21 protein-coding genes are annotated in these 17,268 nt (G+C 63.0%); 13 read left to right on the top strand and 8 right to left on the bottom strand.

The window, feature by feature from the left end; translation table 11 throughout:
• Position 1: 1 nt before the first annotated feature.
• Complete coding sequence (dapE, locus tag NLY43_RS17895) at positions 2-1,192, bottom strand: succinyl-diaminopimelate desuccinylase (protein ID WP_023696037.1); 1,191 nt, start codon at positions 1,190-1,192, stop codon at positions 2-4.
• A 115-nt stretch (positions 1,193-1,307) separates the two neighbouring features.
• Between dapE and NLY43_RS17890 the strand changes: the two genes are divergently transcribed.
• Positions 1,308-2,321, top strand: a complete 1,014-nt coding sequence (locus tag NLY43_RS17890; RefSeq protein ID WP_023710399.1) for a 2-dehydropantoate 2-reductase — start codon at positions 1,308-1,310, stop codon at positions 2,319-2,321.
• Positions 2,322-2,387: 66 nt separating this feature from the next.
• On the opposite strand, the gene NLY43_RS17885 is transcribed toward NLY43_RS17890, so the two are convergent.
• Genes NLY43_RS17885 through dapD form a run of 3 tightly spaced genes read right to left on the bottom strand, consistent with a single transcriptional unit; the run spans position 2,388 to position 4,435 of the window.
• Entirely contained in the window at positions 2,388-3,158 is a 771-nt protein-coding gene (locus tag NLY43_RS17885; protein ID WP_023703796.1) for a hypothetical protein, read from the bottom strand.
• A 21-nt stretch (positions 3,159-3,179) separates the two neighbouring features.
• Complete coding sequence (locus NLY43_RS17880; RefSeq protein WP_084013651.1) at positions 3,180-3,584, bottom strand: DUF805 domain-containing protein; 405 nt, start codon at positions 3,582-3,584, stop codon at positions 3,180-3,182.
• The gene (dapD, locus tag NLY43_RS17875; protein ID WP_023673222.1) at positions 3,581-4,435 is read right to left on the bottom strand and encodes a 2,3,4,5-tetrahydropyridine-2,6-dicarboxylate N-succinyltransferase; all 855 of its coding nucleotides are present in this window, start codon (positions 4,433-4,435) and stop codon (positions 3,581-3,583) included. The genes NLY43_RS17880 and dapD overlap by 4 nt, the downstream gene beginning before the upstream one ends.
• Positions 4,436-4,583: 148 nt before the next feature.
• Between dapD and NLY43_RS17870 the strand changes: the two genes are divergently transcribed.
• Positions 4,584-5,429 carry an LOG family protein gene (locus NLY43_RS17870; RefSeq protein ID WP_023681343.1) on the top strand — a complete coding sequence of 282 codons (846 nt, stop codon included), beginning with the start codon at positions 4,584-4,586 and terminating at the stop codon, positions 5,427-5,429.
• 80 nt (positions 5,430-5,509) lie between these two features.
• Here the strand turns inward: NLY43_RS17870 and NLY43_RS17865 are convergent, their stop codons facing one another.
• Entirely contained in the window at positions 5,510-6,229 is a 720-nt protein-coding gene (locus NLY43_RS17865; protein ID WP_023687469.1) for a pyrimidine 5'-nucleotidase, read from the bottom strand.
• Positions 6,230-6,405: 176 nt separating this feature from the next.
• On the opposite strand from NLY43_RS17865, the gene NLY43_RS17860 reads away from it, so the two are divergent.
• The 3 genes from NLY43_RS17860 (at position 6,406) to NLY43_RS17850 (ending at position 8,951) form a co-directional block, all read left to right on the top strand.
• Positions 6,406-7,167, top strand: coding sequence for a GGDEF domain-containing protein (locus NLY43_RS17860; protein ID WP_023710400.1), 762 nt, complete (start codon positions 6,406-6,408; stop codon positions 7,165-7,167).
• A 177-nt stretch (positions 7,168-7,344) separates the two neighbouring features.
• Complete coding sequence (locus NLY43_RS17855) at positions 7,345-7,515, top strand: hypothetical protein (protein WP_023710401.1); 171 nt, start codon at positions 7,345-7,347, stop codon at positions 7,513-7,515.
• Positions 7,512-8,951, top strand: coding sequence for a GMC oxidoreductase (locus tag NLY43_RS17850; protein ID WP_023710402.1), 1,440 nt, complete (start codon positions 7,512-7,514; stop codon positions 8,949-8,951). The genes NLY43_RS17855 and NLY43_RS17850 overlap by 4 nt, the downstream gene beginning before the upstream one ends.
• Positions 8,952-9,146: 195 nt before the next feature.
• Here NLY43_RS17850 and phhA read toward each other — a convergent pair whose 3' ends face one another.
• A complete protein-coding gene (gene phhA / locus NLY43_RS17845; RefSeq protein WP_023710403.1) occupies positions 9,147-9,983 on the bottom strand; it encodes a phenylalanine 4-monooxygenase in 837 nt (278 codons plus the stop codon).
• A 139-nt stretch (positions 9,984-10,122) separates the two neighbouring features.
• Between phhA and NLY43_RS17840 the strand changes: the two genes are divergently transcribed.
• The 3 genes from NLY43_RS17840 to NLY43_RS17830 all read left to right on the top strand — a co-directional run bounded on the left by NLY43_RS17840 (position 10,123) and on the right by NLY43_RS17830 (position 12,769).
• Positions 10,123-10,599 carry an Lrp/AsnC family transcriptional regulator gene (locus NLY43_RS17840; protein ID WP_023687465.1) on the top strand — a complete coding sequence of 159 codons (477 nt, stop codon included), beginning with the start codon at positions 10,123-10,125 and terminating at the stop codon, positions 10,597-10,599.
• 111 nt (positions 10,600-10,710) lie between these two features.
• The gene (gene bchE, locus NLY43_RS17835; RefSeq protein ID WP_023710404.1) at positions 10,711-12,258 is read left to right on the top strand and encodes a magnesium-protoporphyrin IX monomethyl ester anaerobic oxidative cyclase; all 1,548 of its coding nucleotides are present in this window, start codon (positions 10,711-10,713) and stop codon (positions 12,256-12,258) included.
• A gap of 112 nt (positions 12,259-12,370) precedes the next feature.
• Positions 12,371-12,769, top strand: a complete 399-nt coding sequence (locus tag NLY43_RS17830) for a RidA family protein (RefSeq protein WP_023710405.1) — start codon at positions 12,371-12,373, stop codon at positions 12,767-12,769.
• A gap of 42 nt (positions 12,770-12,811) precedes the next feature.
• On the opposite strand, the gene argB is transcribed toward NLY43_RS17830, so the two are convergent.
• Positions 12,812-13,705, bottom strand: coding sequence for an acetylglutamate kinase (gene argB, locus NLY43_RS17825; protein ID WP_013528489.1), 894 nt, complete (start codon positions 13,703-13,705; stop codon positions 12,812-12,814).
• Between the two features lie 77 nt (positions 13,706-13,782).
• Positions 13,783-13,965 (bottom strand): hypothetical protein, encoded by a 183-nt coding sequence (locus NLY43_RS17820; RefSeq protein WP_245264048.1) that lies wholly within the window; start codon positions 13,963-13,965, stop codon positions 13,783-13,785.
• Positions 13,966-14,094: 129 nt separating this feature from the next.
• Between NLY43_RS17820 and NLY43_RS17815 the strand changes: the two genes are divergently transcribed.
• From NLY43_RS17815 to msrB, 5 genes are all read left to right on the top strand, one after another.
• Positions 14,095-14,358 carry a hypothetical protein gene (locus tag NLY43_RS17815; RefSeq protein WP_023710407.1) on the top strand — a complete coding sequence of 88 codons (264 nt, stop codon included), beginning with the start codon at positions 14,095-14,097 and terminating at the stop codon, positions 14,356-14,358.
• Between the two features lie 17 nt (positions 14,359-14,375).
• The gene (locus NLY43_RS17810) at positions 14,376-14,915 is read left to right on the top strand and encodes a sigma-70 family RNA polymerase sigma factor (RefSeq protein ID WP_023673234.1); all 540 of its coding nucleotides are present in this window, start codon (positions 14,376-14,378) and stop codon (positions 14,913-14,915) included.
• Complete coding sequence (locus NLY43_RS17805; protein ID WP_023710408.1) at positions 14,912-15,634, top strand: anti-sigma factor; 723 nt, start codon at positions 14,912-14,914, stop codon at positions 15,632-15,634. Before NLY43_RS17810 ends, NLY43_RS17805 begins: the two co-directional genes overlap by 4 nt.
• 222 nt (positions 15,635-15,856) lie before the next feature.
• Positions 15,857-16,414 (top strand): fasciclin domain-containing protein, encoded by a 558-nt coding sequence (locus NLY43_RS17800; protein WP_023710409.1) that lies wholly within the window; start codon positions 15,857-15,859, stop codon positions 16,412-16,414.
• Between the two features lie 210 nt (positions 16,415-16,624).
• Positions 16,625-17,119 carry a peptide-methionine (R)-S-oxide reductase MsrB gene (gene msrB / locus NLY43_RS17795; protein WP_023687458.1) on the top strand — a complete coding sequence of 165 codons (495 nt, stop codon included), beginning with the start codon at positions 16,625-16,627 and terminating at the stop codon, positions 17,117-17,119.
• Positions 17,120-17,268 lie beyond the last annotated feature (149 nt).

The raw sequence follows: 17,268 nt of genomic DNA, 5'->3' as shown, positions 1-17,268 counted from the left end.
ATCAGCCCTGCTCGAACCAGTCATCGATGAAGCGCTGGTAGATTTGGGTCAGCGTCTCGAGGTCGGCCAGTGCGACGCGCTCGTCGACCATGTGCATGGTCTTGCCGACGAGGCCGAACTCGACCACCGGGCAATAGTCCTTGATGAAACGCGCATCCGAGGTTCCGCCCGAGGTGGACAGCGCCGGCTCCTTGCCGACCGTCGCCTTGATCGAGCCGCGCAGCGTCTCGATCAGCTTGTCGTCGCGCGTCAGGAAGACATGGCTCGGCCGGTCGCGCCAGATCAGCTCGTAGTCGACCGGCGTCTTGCCGGTCCGGTATTTCTTGCGCTTCGCCGCCTGGTCGAGGCGGTTATGGATCTCGGCCTGCACCGTCTCGGCAGTCCATGTGTCGTTGAAGCGGATGTTGAAGGTGGCTGTCGCCTTGGCCGGAATAACATTGGTCGCCGGGTTGCCGACATCGATCGAGGTCACTTCCAGATTGGTCGGCTGAAAATCCTTCGTGCCCTTGTCGAAGACGGGCGACAGCAAGGCGTCGACCAGGCTGATCAGGCCGCGCACCGGATTGTCGGCGAGCAATGGATAGGCGACATGGCCCTGGCGGCCGTTGACCGTGACACTGCCAGACATCGAGCCACGCCGGCCGATCTTGATCATGTCGCCGAGCGTGTCCGGATTGGTCGGCTCGCCAACGATCGCGGCGTCCCATCTCTCGCCCTTGGCCGCCGCCCAGTCGAGCAGTTTTGTCGTCCCGTTGATCGCCGGCCCCTCCTCGTCGCCGGTAATCAGCAGCGAGACCGAGCCTTTCGGACCACCCTTTTTCTCGACATGGCGCGCCACGGCGGCGATGAAACAGGCGATGCCGCCCTTCATGTCGACGGCGCCGCGGCCATACATCTCGCCCTTGGCGATCTCGGCGGCGAAGGGCGGATGCGTCCACGACGCCTCGTCGCCCGCCGGCACCACGTCGGTATGGCCGGCAAACATCAGATGCGGCCCGTTGCCGGAGCGACGCGCGTAGAGGTTCTCGATGTCGGGGGTGCCGTCTTCGGAAAACACAGGGCGTTCGACGGAAAAGCCGAGCGGCTTCAGCATGCCTTCCAGGGCAGCCAGCGCGCCGCCCTCGGCGGGCGTTACGGAGGCGCAGCGTATGAGGGTCGCGAGGTTGGCGGCGGGATCGGTCGGCAGTTTCATGGGCAAAGCGATAGTCGAAAGCGAAAGGCCTGTCACGGCCAGAGATGATGACCGGTCCTGCCGCCGACATTATGGTTTTCATGTCGTATAGTGCAGGCCAACACGAGGTAATCGCATGGCCAACGCCGAAAAGACCATCGTCATTGCCGGCGCCGGCAGCATCGGCTGCTATGTCGGCGGTTGCCTGGCGCTGGCCGGACGCAAGGTGGTGTTTTTGGCGCGGCCAGGCATCGCGACGGTCTTGCTGGACGGCGGCCTGCGCATCACCGATCTCGATAATCGCGACCGATCCATCCGGCCGGAGTCCGTCACCACTGATCCCGCCGCTGCCCTGGCCAGTGCCGACGTGGTGCTGGTGACGGTCAAGAACGGCGCTACCGAGGAGATGGCGTCGCTTGTTGCCGGACATGCGCGCGGCGAAGTCGTGGTGGTCAGCCTCCAGAACGGCGTCGGCAATGCCGACCGGTTACGCGCCGGGCTCGGTGGTCGGACTGTGCTCGCCGGCATGGTGCCGTTCAATGTCGTCCAGTCGGCCGTAGGCAATTTGCCGCTTCACGTGCATCGCGCCAGCGACGGCAAGGTGATGATTGAAGACGGTATGGCCGGGCTTGCCGGCCTTCTCGATGTCGAAGGGCTTGGCGTGGAAACCCATCCCGACATGAAAGCCGTTCAGTGGGGCAAGCTGCTGATCAACCTCAACAACGCGCTTGTCGCCTTGTCCGGCCTGCCGCTGGCGAGCGAACTTGCCGACCGCCGCTGGCGGCGGATCCTGGCCGGTCAGATCGACGAGGCCTTGGCGGCGATGAAGGCGTTACATATCGCGCCGGCGCGGATCGGCGGCTTGCGTCCCGGCCTGCTGCCGAAGCTGCTCCGGCTGCCGGACTGGCTGTTCCGGCTGGTCGCCCGCCGCATGCTCGCCATCGACCCGCAGGCGCGCTCGTCGATGTGGGACGACCTCCAGCGCGGTCGGCCGACCGAGATCGGTGACCTGCAGGGGGCCGTCCTGAGCCTCGCCGAAAAGGCCGGCACGCCGGCGCCTCTGCTGAAGCGGGTCACCGCGCTGGTGCGGCAGGCCGAGCGGGAAACGCGCGGCTCACCCGGGCTGACGCCGGAAGCCGTCACTGGATAGTCTACTTGCCGCGAGCCTCGGGCCTTGGCCCGCATAGCCCGAAAACAGGCGCGTGGGCCCGCCGCGTCACAGCTTTGGTGCGCGCCTCGGAGCCGGCGCTTTGCTCGCCGGGCCTGGCGCCGGCACGGGCTGCGCCGCCGGGTGGTTCTCGATCAGCGTGATCTTCTGCCAGATCTTGCGCGACAGGTTGGACGCCAGGTTCTCGACGTCGTTGACGCCGTCGATGACCACATCGTCATTGACGGACTGCGCAAACAGCGCCGCGATCTTGCCGGTGATCGACAGCATTTCCGAGCAATAGTCGAGGTAGCGCGCCAGGTCGGCGGCATTGGTGATGCGAGCCGGCGAATGCGCGGTCGGCCTGAAATTGGCGGACAATGCTGCCGGATCCTTGGTCAGCTGGTGCATGTCGATGACATGGATCAGCGATCTCAACCCATGCAGCTGGCGAAACACCCGCTTGCGCTTGATGCGCTCCTCGGTGCGGATCAGCGCCAGCAGGCCGAGCACGGCAAGGATCATCATGTTGATCGTGGCTTCGATGCCTTGCACCGACTGCACCGCATCGTCGGCCTGCGAGATATGGATGAGCGGCAGGATGGTGCCGACGAATAGGAAGGTCAGCGCGCCGGCGGCAACAGCGGCGACGATGGCGCCGCGCAGCCACCAGATCGGCGCTTCCAGCGCCTGCGCCGCCTTGGCCAGGTCGCGCGACAGCGACACCAGTTCGGCGGCGACGCCGCGCAGGCCGGCATCGGGAAAACGCTCGGCGACGCGCTCTTCCAGCCGCTCGGCGGTGTCGATGATCAGTTTCGGATCAAGCGTGCGGTAGCGCATGGCGAGATATCCGGTCGGCGCTCATGGTTCAGCCGGCGCGTTGCTGCGTTTGCCGTAGCGGTTCGGACCGGGGTCACCCCGGAAACACGCTAGAACGATGAGAAGAATGGGGCCGATGACAAGAGAGATCAACGCGTAATAAGTCGGCTTGCCGAAATCATGAAACCGCTTTGCGGTTACCGCAAAGCTCGACCATGTCGAGATGAGCAAAACGACCCAGAACACAAGTGCCCAGTTCTGGCTGGTTGCGGTGCCGGGTTCCAGTCTCGACAACTGGTAGAGCGGGAAAAACTGTGCAAGCACCAGCAGCAGCCCGGCGAGCACGTAGGCACTTGGGCTGACGCGCCCTGAGAGGCTGAAGAAAAGCCAGGGAAGTGGTGGTGTGTTGGGCAATCTGGAGCGCTCTGGTTGCTCGGACAGGATCAATCACGCAGCAGTTCGTTGATCGAGGTTTTCGACCGGGTCTTGGCATCGACGCGCTTGACGATGACGGCGCAGTAGAGGCCAGGGCCCGGCTCGTTGTTCGGAAAGGCCTTGCCCGGCATCGAGCCGGCGACGACGACCGAATTCGGCGGCACCTCGCCATAAAACACTTCGCCGGTGGCGCGGTCGACGATCTTGGTCGACTGGCCGATGAACACACCCATTCCGAGCACCGAGCCTTCGCGCACGATGCAGCCCTCGACCACTTCGGAGCGCGCGCCGATGAAGCAATTGTCCTCGATGATGGTCGGGCCGGCCTGCATCGGCTCCAGCACCCCGCCGATGCCTACGCCGCCCGAGAGGTGCACATTCTTGCCGATCTGGGCGCAGGAGCCGACCGAGGCCCAGGTGTCGACCATGGTGCCGCTATCGACATAGGCGCCGACATTAACGAAGGACGGCATCAGCACCGCGCCCGGCGCGACATAGGCCGAGCGGCGCACGATCGAAGACGGCACGGCGCGGAAGCCTGCCTTCTCGAAATCGACCGCGCTCCAGCCGTCGAACTTCGACGCCACCTTGTCCCACCAGACCGCCTGGCCGGGGCCGCCCTTGATGATCTCCATCGGATAGAGCCGGAACGAGAGCAGCACCGCCTTCTTCAGCCATTGGTTGACATGCCATTTGCCATCGGCCTGGCGCTCGGCAACGCGCACGGTGCCACGGTCGAGCAGGTCGAGTGAGGACTGGATGGCGTCGCGCGTTTCGCCCCGGGTCGCGGTCGAAATCGTGTCGCGCTCCTCGAAGGCCTTCTCGATCGTCTTTTCGAGGCTGGCCAGATCAGGCTTCGACATGAATTCGCTCCGTTACCACGCTGTTAAGGCCGTCGGCCTTAACCTTGTTTTGAAAGTCGCGCGGACCCTATGTTAAGGCGTATTGGGGGTCAATCGCGCGTGCGCCATGGGACGGCGCAAGTGAACTGTTGGGACGGGTAGAAAGCATATGACTCCTATGGAAAAGGCGGGATGGACGCCGCTGCCGCATTCGGACGAGGATCTGGAGCGCTCGAAAAGCGTTCCCGACACGCCGCAGACGCGCGCCGAAACCTACCGGCTGGCCTGGAACGATCCCGACTTCATGACGCGCCGGGAATTGCGCGCTGTGCGCTTGCAGCTTGAGCTCTTGAAGCCCGAAATGATCCTGGCCGAGCGCGGCATCCGCTCGACGGTCATCCTGTTCGGCGGCGCGCGTATTCCCGAGCCCGGCGGCGAGGCCTGGGCCGCCAAGAACGAGACGCAGAAGAAAAACCTCGAGGAAAACAGCAAATATTACGAGGAGGCGCGCAAATTCGCCCGCCTCTGCTCACAGCAATCGGCCACGTCCTACTACCGCGAATTCGTCGTCGTCACCGGCGGCGGTCCAGGCGTCATGGAGGCGGGAAATCGCGGCGCCGACGATGTCGGCGCGCCGTCGATCGGCCTCAACATCGTCCTGCCGCACGAGCAGGCGCCGAACGCCTATGTGACCCCGGAGCTGTGCTTCAACTTCCACTATTTCGCCATCCGCAAGATGCATTTCGTCATGCGCGCCAAGGCCGTCGCGGTGTTTCCGGGCGGCTTCGGCACCATGGACGAATTCTTCGAGACGCTGACGCTGATCCAGACCGGCCGCATGGAGCGCGTGCCGGTGATCCTGTTCGGCAAGGCGTTCTGGCAGCGCGCGATCGACCTCGATTTCCTGGCCGAACAAGGCACCATCACGCCCGGCGACCAGGATATCATCGACTTTGTCGACACCGCCGACGAGGCCTGGGGGATCATCAGCCGCTTCTACAAGTTGGGGGAGTAGGAGAACCGGGAATTGAAGAACTGAAGAATTGAGGAAAAGGAGGTCCGGATCGGTCTCCCTTTCACCAGTTCTTCAATTCTTCAGCTCCTCAATTCCTCTACCCCCTCCACTATCCCCGTCAGAAACGTCGCGAGATCGTCGGTGACGAAATCGACGTCGTCCTCATTGGCCGGATCGCGTTCCCAGATCTCGGCAAAGGTCGGCTCGAAATTGCGCGGCACCACCAGCACCGTGGTCATGCCCAGTGATTTCGGCACCTCCAGGTTGCGGGCGAGATCCTCGAACATCACCGCATTGTGTCCGGTGACGGCGTGCAGTTCGGCAAACTTCTCATAGGTCTGCCGCGACGGCTTCGGCGTCAGCCCGGCGGCGACGATATCGAAAATGTCGTCGAAATGGTCGAGTATGCCGAGCTGGCGCGCGGTGCGCTCGGCGTGCCTGCGGTCGCCATTGGTGAAGATGAACTTGCGGCCGGGCAGCTGGCGGATGGCGGTGCCCAGCACCGGATCCGGCACCAGCCACGAATAGTCGATGTCGTGCACCTTTTCGAGAAAATCGTCGGGGTCGATGCCGTGGCGCGTCATCAGCCCGTTCAGCGTCGTGCCATATTCGAGATAGAGTTCCTTCTGCAGCTTGCGCGCTTCCTCGCGCGGCAGCGTGAGCAGTTCTCCGACATAGGCCGTCATCTTGACGTCGATCTGCGAAAACAGATTCGAATGGTGCGGATAAAGCGTGTTGTCGAGGTCGAACACCCAGTCGGTGACATGGGCGAAGCGGGCGGGATCGGGCAGCGTGGTCATGGCGTCCTTATGGCATGAAATATCTGCCGTTCGAACCCCTTTCTGATGTAGAGCTTATCCACAACCTATGTGCATCTAGAGTTGTAAAAAATGGGCTCACCATTCAAATTTTAGCCATCACGGAAAGGTGGCCTTCAGGGCTTGCTGGCACAGAGACGGTTCAGTGGGAGCCAGCGATGAGTCGCATAGTCTTAAAGTCCGCCGCGGTCGCATTCGGCTCGGTAGCCATCTCGCTTTTGCTGACGCTGATCATCGTTCCCGCCATGGGTTTTCCGGTCGACCGCACTGTCTGGCTGACATCGACGGTGTGCCCGCTGGCGCTCGCCTGGATCGCCTGCGCCAGCACCTTCTGGCAGAGCGACCGACTGAAAAGCGCGCATCGCGATCTCGCCCGCGCGCATGCCCAGCTCGCCGCCGCGCATCGGCGCCTGTCGGCGAAGGCGAGCCGCGACGACATGACCGGCATGCTCAACCGCGAGAGCTTCTTTGCCGCGTTGGACGGCTCGCGGCGCAAATCCGATCGCGGCGCGCTGCTGATCATCGACGCCGACCATTTCAAGGCGATCAACGACAGTTTCGGCCATCTGACCGGCGATGACGCACTGGTGTTGATCGCCAGCGCCATCGAGCGCGGCGTCCGCAGCGGCGACGTGCTCGGCCGCATTGGCGGTGAGGAGTTCGGCGCCTTCCTGGTCGGCGCTACGGAAGCCGAAGCCAGGCGCGTGGCCGAGCGCATCCGCCGTGAAGTCGAGCTGGTCCGCTTTCGTCCGGTCGACGAGCGTACGGTGCCGCTGACCGTCTCGATCGGCGGCATCACCTGTGCGCAAGATGCCGATGTCTCGCACCTGATGCGCGCCGCCGACCGCCGGCTCTACGAGGCCAAGCACCGCGGCCGCAATTTGTCGATCCTCGACCGGGACATTTCCGAAGCTGCCTGAGGTGTTGGTGGTGGGGCTGTTAACGCTTCGCCAACATTGTTTCCACGCAACTGCGCCGTTTACTGGGTTGTAACTCGTTTACAGGCAAGGCTTGGCACGGGAATGGCATGTCTGGCCGGTACCTGTGCCGTTCAGGGAACGCCATGCGTGGATCGAAGCCTCATCCAGAGACGTGTCATGAGTTTCTTCATCAGGAAAATATCGCGCCGCACCATCGTGCAGGCGCTGATTGCGGTGCCGGCGCTACAGCTTTTTCGCAAGCTGCCTGACGGCGACCGCCCCCCGGCCGATCCCGGCGAGATCGTCGTGGTCAATGGCTGGATCCTTAAGCGGGGCGACCTGGCATGATCTTCGACAGCTATGAGGCGTTTCGAGCCTCGGATTTCAAGCCCAAGGTCTGCATTCTCGGCTCCGGGCCGGCCGGCACCACCATTGCCAGAAAGCTCGGCGCCGCCGGCATTCCGGTCGTGGTGCTGGAGGCCGGCGCACGCGAATTCGGCGACGAGTCGCAGGATTTCTACCGCGGCTCCACGGTCGGCGATCAATATTTCGATCTCGACATCACCCGGCTGCGCTTCATGGGTGGGTCGTCGAACCACTGGGCCGGCTGGTGCCGCGTGCTCGACAAGCAGGACTTTGAGCCCAAGGCATGGGCGCCGGACACCGGCTGGCCAATCGCCCGGACCGACATCGAGCCCTATCTGCCCGAGGTGCACGACATACTCGAGCTTCCCGACTTCAAGCCCGATGTGCCGATTTCAGACGACATACGCTGGGTGCAGCTGATCAAGAGCCCGGCCGTGCGCTTTGGCGAGAAATTCTCCGACGAGCTCGACAAGAGCAAAAACATAGCGCTCGTGCTCAACACCTATGCCACCGAACTTGCCGGCGACGGCAAACGAGTGACCGGCGCCAGGCTGTGGTCGAACGGCAAGGATGCCGGCGCTTTCAGCGCCGATTATTTCATCGTCTGCGCCGGCGGGCTGGAGAATTCGCGGCTGCTTCTATGGTCGAACCAGCGCTCGAATGGCGGCGTGGTGCCGAACGCCACGGCACTTGGCCGCTACTGGATGGAGCACCCGACCTTCGAGGGCGGCAATGCCATCCTGGCCGATTACAGCGAGTTCGAGGTCGATGCCGTCAACGAGGCGTTCTTCTCGCCGACGCTCGCCGCCATGGAGCGGCTGCAGATCATGAACTTCGGCATACGCCTGATCGAGACGCCCTATGCCGGCGTCAAGAGCCTGATTGCCGACCTTGCCTGCACCGCGCCCGAGGCCGCCGAATGGGTCGCCTACCAGCTCAGCCAGAACCTGCGCTGCGCCGCCCAGCTCTACGTCGCCTGGGAACAGGCGCCGCTGGCCTCGAACCATATCGAATTGTCGAAGACCGATGTCGACCGTGCCGGCGTGCCGCGCATCGAGCTGCACTGGAAGAAGTCGCCGTTGGAGCGCCGCACCATCCTCGAGGGGCTCAAGCTGTTCGGAACGACGCTGATCGAGAAGGACCTCGGCCGCGTCCGCATCATGGACTGGCTGACCAATGGCGAGGACTACCCGACGGATGAGGAACTGGCCGGCAACCATCATATGGGCGGCACGCGCATGGGCACCGATGTCACCAAGAGCGTGGTCGACGCCAACTGCAAGGTGCACGGCATGGACAATCTCTATGTCGGCGGTTCCTCGGTATTCTGCACGTCGGGCGAATGCAACCCGACGACGACGATCACCGCACTTGCCTGCCGGCTAGGCGACCATCTGACCAAAGTAATCACGGTGTGACGAAGTCATCCCCCGGTGTGACGAAGTCATCACCGTCTGATTGTCAAAAAAGCGAACGGCGCGACAGGATTGCTACCGGCGCTACCCATGCCTTGGTGTCGAAACCCTCGGAAATCAGCGCCAACGAGATCTCCCTCCCCTTGTGGGGAGGGATTAAGGGTGGGGGTAGGTGCCGCGCAAACCCTTCAGGATTTGCTAAACCGTCGCTGGATCCAGTGCTGGCTGCCCCTTGCGGCGGGCGACGATCGCCTTGAAATCGGCGGTCCGGAACGCATCGCGCAACACGTCGAAGGACGGCAGCACGAAATAGGCGCGCTGGAACTTGTCGATCTCGTAGCCGGTGCGCATCACCGTTTCGAGGTCGAAGGGCACGTGGTGCGCGTCCGGGCTCGCGACGGCGAACTGCAATTCGGTGAACGACGACATCAGCCCGGCGCCGAAAGCTTTCAGCTTCTGGCCCTCCTCCTGTATCAGCCCGTATTCGGCGGTGTACCAGTAGAGCCGGGTGATCATCTCGTCACCGCCCAGCGCAATCACGCTCTCGGCTTTTTCGCCATACATCTGCATGAAGCCGGCAAACACCGGCTGCGTCAGGATGGGCACATGGCCGAAGAAGTCGTGGAACATGTCGGGTTCGACGATGTAGTCGAGCTCGTCCTTGGTGCGCAGCCAGTTGGTCACCGGAAAGCGCCGGTTGGCGAGATGGTCGAAGAAGGGCGCGGCCGGGATGAGGCCAGGCACGGCGACGATTTCCCAGCCGGTCAGCTTGCGCAGCTTGTCTGAGACCGCGCCGAAATCCGGGATCTTGTCGAGCAGGCCGAGTGCGGCGATCCCATCGAGATAGGAATGGTGCGCCAGCTTCTGCGTCAGCTTGGTCTGCCGGTCGCACAGCGTGCGCCACACCGCCTGTTCGTCGGCGCTGTAGTTGTAGCCCTGCGCCACGGTGAAGTCGGAACGGCACACTGAATAGTCGCCACGCAGGCCTTGCGCCGCGCAATCACGGACATATTCGGCAACGCTCATCGTCGTCATGGTTCTTCTCCCCTGATCGTGACACTTGAATATGTCCGCAGAGTCTAGCGGCGGCCGGCGAGGCAATTCAGCTTTGATGATGGCTTGGGTCCATGATTTGAGGTAGAAATCACCAAGCAGAAGCTGAAAGAGAGTGAAAATGCCTCAGTTCGACGATTTCGAGATCAAGATGCTGGATGTTCTTCAGCGCGATGGACGCAAGCCCGTGTCCGAACTGGCGCAGGAGATCGGCCTGTCGACGACGCCTTGCGCCCGCCGCTTCGAGGCGCTGCAGGAGGCCGGCATCATCAAGGGCTTTGCCGCCGTGCTCAACCGCCGCGCCGTCGGCCTGATGGTCGAGGTGTTCATCCAGGTGCGCCTCACCAGCCACAGCGACGGTTCGCCCGAAACCTTCATCGCCGCCGTGCAACGCATGGACGAAGTGTCGTCATGCTGGACGATGACCGGCGACCACGATTTCCTGCTGCACGTCATGGTGCCGTCGGTCGACGAACTCAACGCCTTCGTCATGCACCGCCTGATGCGCCTTGCCGGCGTGCGCGACGTTCACACCCAGCTGGTGCTGCAGAACATCAAGGGCCCGGGCCACGTGCCGCTCGCCCACCTCAGGCGGTAGGACACGCATCGCCATTTCTGCGGAAAAGCTGCACGCAAACTGCTGAACGGAGCCCAAATGCGAAACTGAAACGCCGGCTACGCCATGCGGACCGTCGCTCAAAGGTTCGTCATGAACATCGTGCTGATCAATCCGCCGCACACCGCCATCGGCAGCCGCGTGCCCGATGACCATCTGCCACCGCTCGGCCTGCTGGCACTGGGCGGCCCGCTTATCGACGCCGGCCATAAAGTCCGGCTGGTCGATGCCGAATTCGGGCCGATGCCGTTGGAAACGCTGGTGCGCGATGCGCTCAGCGGCCAGCCCGATTGCATCCTGATCGGCCATTCCGGCTCGACCTCGGCGCATCCCACCGCGCTCGCGATCGCCCGCATGGTCAAGGCGCTCGAGCCGGCGACGCTGGTGATCTATGGCGGCGTGTTCCCGACCTATCACTGGCGCGACATACTGGCGGCGAGCGATGTCTTCGACTTCATCGTGCGCGGCGAGGGCGAGGCAACCATCCTTGCCCTGGTCGTGGCACTGGACAATCGCCGGCCGCTGGCCGATGTCGCGGGCATCGCCTATCGCGACGATCTCGGCCGCCCCTTCGCGACGAGGCCGGCCGGGACCATTGCCAATCTGGACGAGTACCGCGTCGGCTGGGAGCTGATCGATCACCGCCGCTACAGCTATTGGGGCGGCAAGCGCGCCGTGGTCATGCAGTTTTCGCGGGGCTGCCCGCATCTGTGCAATTATTGCGGCCAGCGCGGTTTCTGGACCCGCTGGCGGCACCGCGACCCCAAGAAATTTGCGCAGGAGATTGCCTGGCTGCACCGCCAGCACGGCGTCGAACTGATCAACCTCGCCGACGAAAACCCGACCGTATCGAAGAAGGTTTGGCGCGCCTTTCTCGATGCGCTGATCGCCGAGAACGTGCCGGTGCTGATCGTCGGCTCGACCCGGGCCGACGACATCGTGCGCGATGCCGACATCCTGCACCTCTATCGCAAGGCCGGCGTCATCCGCTGGCTGCTCGGCATGGAAAACACCGACGAGCAGACGCTTCAATTGATCCGCAAGGGCGGCAGCACCTCATCCGATCGCGAGGCAATCCGGCTGCTCCGCCAGCATGGCATACTGTCGATGGCGACTTGGGTGGCCGGGTTCGAGGATGAGACCTTTCGCGATCTGTGGCGCGGCTTTCGCCAGTTGCTGGCCTATGACCCCGACCAGATCCAGGCGCTCTATGTCACGCCGCACCGCTGGACGCCGTTCTTCCGCATCGCCAAGGACCGCAAGGTGATCCAGACGGATGCCCGGCTGTGGGACTACAAGCACCAGGTGCTGCAGATGACCCGCCTGAAACCGTGGATGCTGTTCTTCTCGGTCAAGCTGATCGAGGTCGCGGTGCAGTCGCGGCCGAAGGCGCTGGCGCGCATTCTCTTCCACCCCGATCCCGAACAGCGCCATTCGATGCGCTGGTACACGCAAATGGGCCGCCGCGTCTGGTTCCGCGAGGTCTGGGGTTTTCTGGCCCGCGACCGCCGCCTCAAGGATGGTCCGACGCTGGCTGAGTTCTGGGGCGCGCCGCAGGATGCCGATGAGGAATCCATGGTCGTCATGCGCCCGCCGCGCAAGCCGGCCGAAGCGGCTGTCGCGATCTCGGCCGGCCCCTGACAGGCTCGCTGCCATTTATAGATACGTACCGTATGCGTATTGACATACGCAGCGTATGTACCCACTTCAAGCATACGGGGCGTATGTGAGTGACCCGGACAATGGAGTGAAAATGACCAAACGTGACGCGATCTTTCCTGCCGGCCGGCAGGCTCTCTATGAGATCAATCGCTATTCTGCTGCAATACGATCGGGCGATCTTTTGTTCGTCTCGGGCCAGGTCGGCAGCCGCGAGGACGGGTCGCCCGAACCTGTCTTCGAAAAGCAGGTCCAGCTTGCCTTCGACAATCTCGCGGCAGTGCTGAAAGCAGCGGGCGCCACGTTCGACGATATAGTCGACGTGACCACCTTCCACACGGATCCGGCAGCGCAATGGCCCGTGATCGATGCCGTTCGGCTGAAGGTGTTCGGTGAACCGCCCTACACCAATTGGACGGCGGTCGGCGTCAACTGGTTAGCCGGCTTCGACTTCGAGATAAAGGTCATCGCGCGCCTGCCCCAGCCTGCCTAACGGCTGGCCAGCCGATCGACTGGCCGCCAAGCCAGTTGCACCTCAGGGCACGATCAGCGTGCCGGCGCCGTGTTCGGTGAACAGTTCCAAAAGCACCGCATGCGGCGTCTTGCCGTTGAGGATGACGACGCCTTCGACGCCGCGCTCGATCGCCTCGATGCAGGTCTCGACCTTGGGGATCATGCCGCCCGACACCGTGCCGTCCTTGATCAGCGCCTTGGCTTCGGCCACTGTCAGTTCGTCGATCAGCTTCTTGTTCTTGTCGAGCACGCCGGGCACGTCGGTCAGGAACAAAAGGCGCGTCGCCTGGCAGGCGCCGGCGATGGCGCCGGCAAAGGTGTCGGCATTGATGTTGTACGTGTGGCCGTCGCGGCCCGGCGCCACCGGCGCCAGCACCGGGATCATTTCCGAGCGTGCCAGCAGGTCGAGCAGGGTGCGGTCGACCTCGACCGGCTCGCCGACGAAACCGAGATCGAGCACACGCTCGATGTTGGAGTCCGGGTCGATCATGGTCTTGCGCGCCTTTTCGGCGAACACCATGTTGCCGTCCTTGCCGCACAGGCCGATCGCCCATTCGCCCTCGGCGTTGATCAGCGCGACGATCTCCTTGTTTATCGAACCGGCCAGCACCATCTCGACGATCTCGACCGTCTTCTGGTCCGTGACGCGCAGCCCGCCTTCGAACTTGGATTCGATGCCCATCTTGGCCAGCATGGCGCCGATCTGCGGCCCGCCGCCATGGACGACGATCGGGTTGACGCCGGACTGCTTCAGCAGCGCGATGTCACGGGCGAAAGCCTTGCCGAGCTCGATATCGCCCATGGCATGACCGCCATATTTCACCACCACCGTCTTGTGCTCGTAGCGCTGCATATAGGGCAGAGCCCGCGAGAGCAGGGCGGCCTGCATTTCGGCGGTGGCGGTGATCTCCGTCATCGGCATGGTTCCCTGGATGCGGGTAAGGACGGCGGCGTCTTAGCGGGAATTGGCCCAGGCCGCAAACAGCTTTGCTATCACGATGATGAAATCTGCCGGATCAGGCCGGCACCTTGAGCGGCGCCCGCCGCGTCAGCCACCCGGAAACCTTCTCCATCTGCGCGGCAAGCGACAAAAGCGTCCTGCTCGTCGCCGGGGCGGCCGACGGCCTGGATGCCGAGCGGCAGGCCATTCTGGATCGCCGGCCAGTGGTGAACCACAGGCTCTTGTCCATCAATCGCCCAAACAGGGATCTGATCTCCAAGGCACGGGTCAGATGCAATTTTTCGAGCAGGTTTCGATGAGCTCGTCGGCCCCCTTCGGGTCCATGGCGCGCAGGCAAGCGGCGGATGCGCAATGATCGGGTTGCCTCGGCGCGCGCGATCGCAGCATCGACAAGGTCCGGCGGCGAGATCTCGCCTCTGTGCAACAGCTCTGCCAAGCCGGTCGCATCGTTCTCCCACAGCATCCGTTCGGCCGACATTGCTGTCCCCTATCTGCGGGAGGCTAACGACAGCCGATTTCCTTGGCAACCGACCGGCGATTACTGGCGATTGGGCGCGGACATCGATTGCGTGGACAACAAGATTTCTGCCTTTGCAAATAAATTGTGATCGCTTAGCTTGTCCGTATGACGCCGCAGGATATCTCCACCCTGATTGTCCGGACCTCGATGAAGGATCGGACTGCGTTCGATCTGCTTTACCGGCAAACCAGTGCGAAACTTTTCGGCGTGTGCCTTCGTGTATTGAAGGATCGCGGAGATGCGGAAGAAGCGCTGCAAGAGGTCTTCGTCAAAGTGTGGACGAAGGCGGACCGTTTCGCTGTTTCTGATCTAAGCCCAATCTCCTGGCTGGTGGCCATAGCACGCAATCATGCGATTGATCGCATCCGGTCGCGACGCAAGCCCGCTGCCGATATCGATGCCGCGCTCGACGTGGCTGACCCCGGTCCGGGGCCAGAGGCTATGGTTGTTGCGGGCGGTGAATCCGAGCGCATCTATCAGTGCCTTGAAGAGTTGGAACAAGACCGGGCGCAAGCCGTTCGGGGTGCTTATTTGAACGGCGAAAGTTACGCCGAGCTCGCGGAACGTCACAAGGTTCCGCTCAACACGATGCGGACATGGCTGCGCCGCAGCCTGTTGAAACTTAGAGAATGTCTGGAAAGATGACCCTGGCAGAAGAAAATGGACCGGAACGTGGAGGCGACGACCTGCTCGCAGCCGAATACGTTCTCGGCGTGCTGCCGGCGGATGAGCGCCAGATAGCCTCCGGACGCATCGACGCGGAGACCGGCTTTGCCCGTCTCGTCGATTCCTGGGAAGTGAATCTCTCGCCGATGGCTGCCGCTTATGCTGAGGTAGAGCCGCCGGCCACCATCAAGCCGGCTATCGATCGACGGCTGTTCTCCTCCACCGCGGCGTCGACGACGGCCCCGAGCGGCAGCCTGTGGTCCAGCCTTAGCTTCTGGCGCGGCCTCACCGCAGCGGCTCTCGCGGCCCTGGTGCTCTATGTCGCCGTGCCCTACGTCAGGTCGCCGGTCGTCGTGCCGCAGGAGCGCCTCGTCGCCTCGCTGGCTGCCGAAGGCAGCGATGTCAAATACCTCGTCGTCTACGACGCTTCCCGCCGCGATGTCGGCCTGTCGCTGGTTTCGGGCGAACGCGCCCCCGGCAAGGACTTCGAACTGTGGATGATCGAAGGCAAGAATGCGCCGGTCTCGATGGGTGTCATTCCCGCCGGCCAGGTCACGCACATTCCGGTTACCCCGGCAGTGCAGCAGAAGCTGGCGCAAGGCGCCGTGCTTGCCGTCAGCGTCGAGCCGACGGGCGGTTCGACGACCGGACAGCCGACCGGACCGGTCGTTGCCGCGGGCGACCTGAAGGGCATCTGATAAATCGTAAGATCATGACGTGACAATGAAGACAGCGGAAGTACATCTTCCGCTGTTTTCGTTTTGGATACGCTGCTGGAGATTAGAGGTTCGATCTCCGGAGATTAATTCGTCGACAAAATAAAGGAAATTTTTCCCGGCGCGCGGAAACTCAGGCAGTTCTATTTCGTATCTCCTCATGTTCCGAAAGAGGAAACAATAACCCCGAGGAGTTCGAACACTATGCGTAGAATCGCCACCCTTTTGCTCGCCGGTACCATTACCGTCTCCGCCCTCGCCACGGTCGCCTATGCCGAGAATCCGATGGTTGGCGGCGCCGCCATGTTCGCCAACAGGAACATCGTCGAGAACGCCGTCAATTCGAAGGACCACACCACGCTGGTCGCCGCGGTCAAGGCTGCCGGCCTGGTCGAGACACTGCAGGGCGCCGGCCCGTTCACCGTCTTCGCGCCGACCAATGAGGCCTTCGCCGCGCTTCCGGCTGGCACGGTCGAGACGCTGCTCAAGCCCGAGAACAAGGACAAGCTCACCAAGATCCTGACCTGCCATGTCATCGGCGCCAAGGCGATGGGCGCCGATGTCGCCTCGATGGCCAAGGCCGATGGCGGCACCCACAAGGTCAAGACGGTCGGCGGCTGCGAGCTGTCGCTCAAGGCCGATGGCGGCAAGGTCACCGTAGCCGACGAGAACGGCAATGTCGCCAATGTCACGATCGCCGATGTCGAGCAGTCGAACGGCGTCATCCACGTCATCGACAAGGTCCTGCTGCCGAAGATGTAACAAAGCCCCTGCCGCCGACGAACAGGCGGTAAGCTCCTGCAGATTGCGCGGCCCCGCCCCCGTGGGCCGAGCAACGACCGAGCGCTCCATCCCGTCCGCAACAAGCGCGGAGCCGGTGTGGAGCGTTCGTTTGCAGGACAACCGTCACCGGCTTTTGATTTTCCAGTGGCGGCCAAAATTGGCAAAACAACCCGCAGGAGGATTTCTGTCATGAACCGTCGAGATTTGCTTTTGAGCGGCGCCGCCATCGTTGCCGTGGCCGGCGCGGCGGCAACGTTGCGCATGGGCGGGCCCGCTAAGGCTGCCGAAACCTTCGAGGTCACCAAGACCGACGCCGAATGGCACGCCATCCTGTCCGACGAAGCCTTCAACGTGCTGCGCAAGGAAGGCACCGAGTATCCCGGCACCAGCCCGCTGCTGAACGAGCATCGCAAGGGCATTTTCGCCTGCGCCGGTTGCGACCTGCCGGTCTACCCCTCAGACACCAAGTTCGAGTCCGGCACCGGCTGGCCGAGCTTCTGGCAGGAGATTGCCAACGCCGTCGGCAAGACCGAGGACCGTTCGCTGGGCATGACCCGCACCGAGGTTCATTGCCGCCGCTGCGGCGGTCATCTCGGCCATGTCTTCGATGACGGTCCCGCACCCACCGGCCTGCGCCATTGCATCAACGGCGTGGCGCTCAGCTTCAAGCCGGCCACTGCCTGACCGTTCGGCGTCTTTTGGCGGGATTGGGGATTTGGCGCCGGCGTGACGACCGCCTCCTATCTCTTGAAATGGGGCGAAAACAGTCAACTTCAAGAATTGGCAGACGGCTTTTTATGCGTAGATTCCGCAGCCCTTAACGAGAGGGCCAG

The sequence above is a fragment of the Mesorhizobium sp. C416B genome (assembly GCF_030323165.1).
Classification (GTDB): domain Bacteria; phylum Pseudomonadota; class Alphaproteobacteria; order Rhizobiales; family Rhizobiaceae; genus Mesorhizobium.
Note: the sequence above shows the minus strand (reverse complement) of the source record. Positions and strands in the feature narration are given on the sequence as shown.

Coding starts and splice junctions, on each gene's coding strand:
- dapE (WP_023696037.1), bottom strand. CDS start 1,192: ATGAAACTGCCGACCGATCCCGCCGCCAACCTCGCGACCCTCATACGC.
- NLY43_RS17890 (WP_023710399.1), top strand. CDS start 1,308: ATGGCCAACGCCGAAAAGACCATCGTCATTGCCGGCGCCGGCAGCATC.
- NLY43_RS17885 (WP_023703796.1), bottom strand. CDS start 3,158: ATGCGCTACCGCACGCTTGATCCGAAACTGATCATCGACACCGCCGAG.
- dapD (WP_023673222.1), bottom strand. CDS start 4,435: ATGTCGAAGCCTGATCTGGCCAGCCTCGAAAAGACGATCGAGAAGGCC.
- NLY43_RS17870 (WP_023681343.1), top strand. CDS start 4,584: ATGACTCCTATGGAAAAGGCGGGATGGACGCCGCTGCCGCATTCGGAC.
- NLY43_RS17865 (WP_023687469.1), bottom strand. CDS start 6,229: ATGACCACGCTGCCCGATCCCGCCCGCTTCGCCCATGTCACCGACTGG.
- NLY43_RS17860 (WP_023710400.1), top strand. CDS start 6,406: ATGAGTCGCATAGTCTTAAAGTCCGCCGCGGTCGCATTCGGCTCGGTA.
- NLY43_RS17855 (WP_023710401.1), top strand. CDS start 7,345: ATGAGTTTCTTCATCAGGAAAATATCGCGCCGCACCATCGTGCAGGCG.
- NLY43_RS17850 (WP_023710402.1), top strand. CDS start 7,512: ATGATCTTCGACAGCTATGAGGCGTTTCGAGCCTCGGATTTCAAGCCC.
- phhA (WP_023710403.1), bottom strand. CDS start 9,983: ATGACGACGATGAGCGTTGCCGAATATGTCCGTGATTGCGCGGCGCAA.
- NLY43_RS17840 (WP_023687465.1), top strand. CDS start 10,123: ATGCCTCAGTTCGACGATTTCGAGATCAAGATGCTGGATGTTCTTCAG.
- bchE (WP_023710404.1), top strand. CDS start 10,711: ATGAACATCGTGCTGATCAATCCGCCGCACACCGCCATCGGCAGCCGC.
- NLY43_RS17830 (WP_023710405.1), top strand. CDS start 12,371: ATGACCAAACGTGACGCGATCTTTCCTGCCGGCCGGCAGGCTCTCTAT.
- argB (WP_013528489.1), bottom strand. CDS start 13,705: ATGACGGAGATCACCGCCACCGCCGAAATGCAGGCCGCCCTGCTCTCG.
- NLY43_RS17815 (WP_023710407.1), top strand. CDS start 14,095: ATGCGCAATGATCGGGTTGCCTCGGCGCGCGCGATCGCAGCATCGACA.
- NLY43_RS17810 (WP_023673234.1), top strand. CDS start 14,376: ATGACGCCGCAGGATATCTCCACCCTGATTGTCCGGACCTCGATGAAG.
- NLY43_RS17805 (WP_023710408.1), top strand. CDS start 14,912: ATGACCCTGGCAGAAGAAAATGGACCGGAACGTGGAGGCGACGACCTG.
- NLY43_RS17800 (WP_023710409.1), top strand. CDS start 15,857: ATGCGTAGAATCGCCACCCTTTTGCTCGCCGGTACCATTACCGTCTCC.
- msrB (WP_023687458.1), top strand. CDS start 16,625: ATGAACCGTCGAGATTTGCTTTTGAGCGGCGCCGCCATCGTTGCCGTG.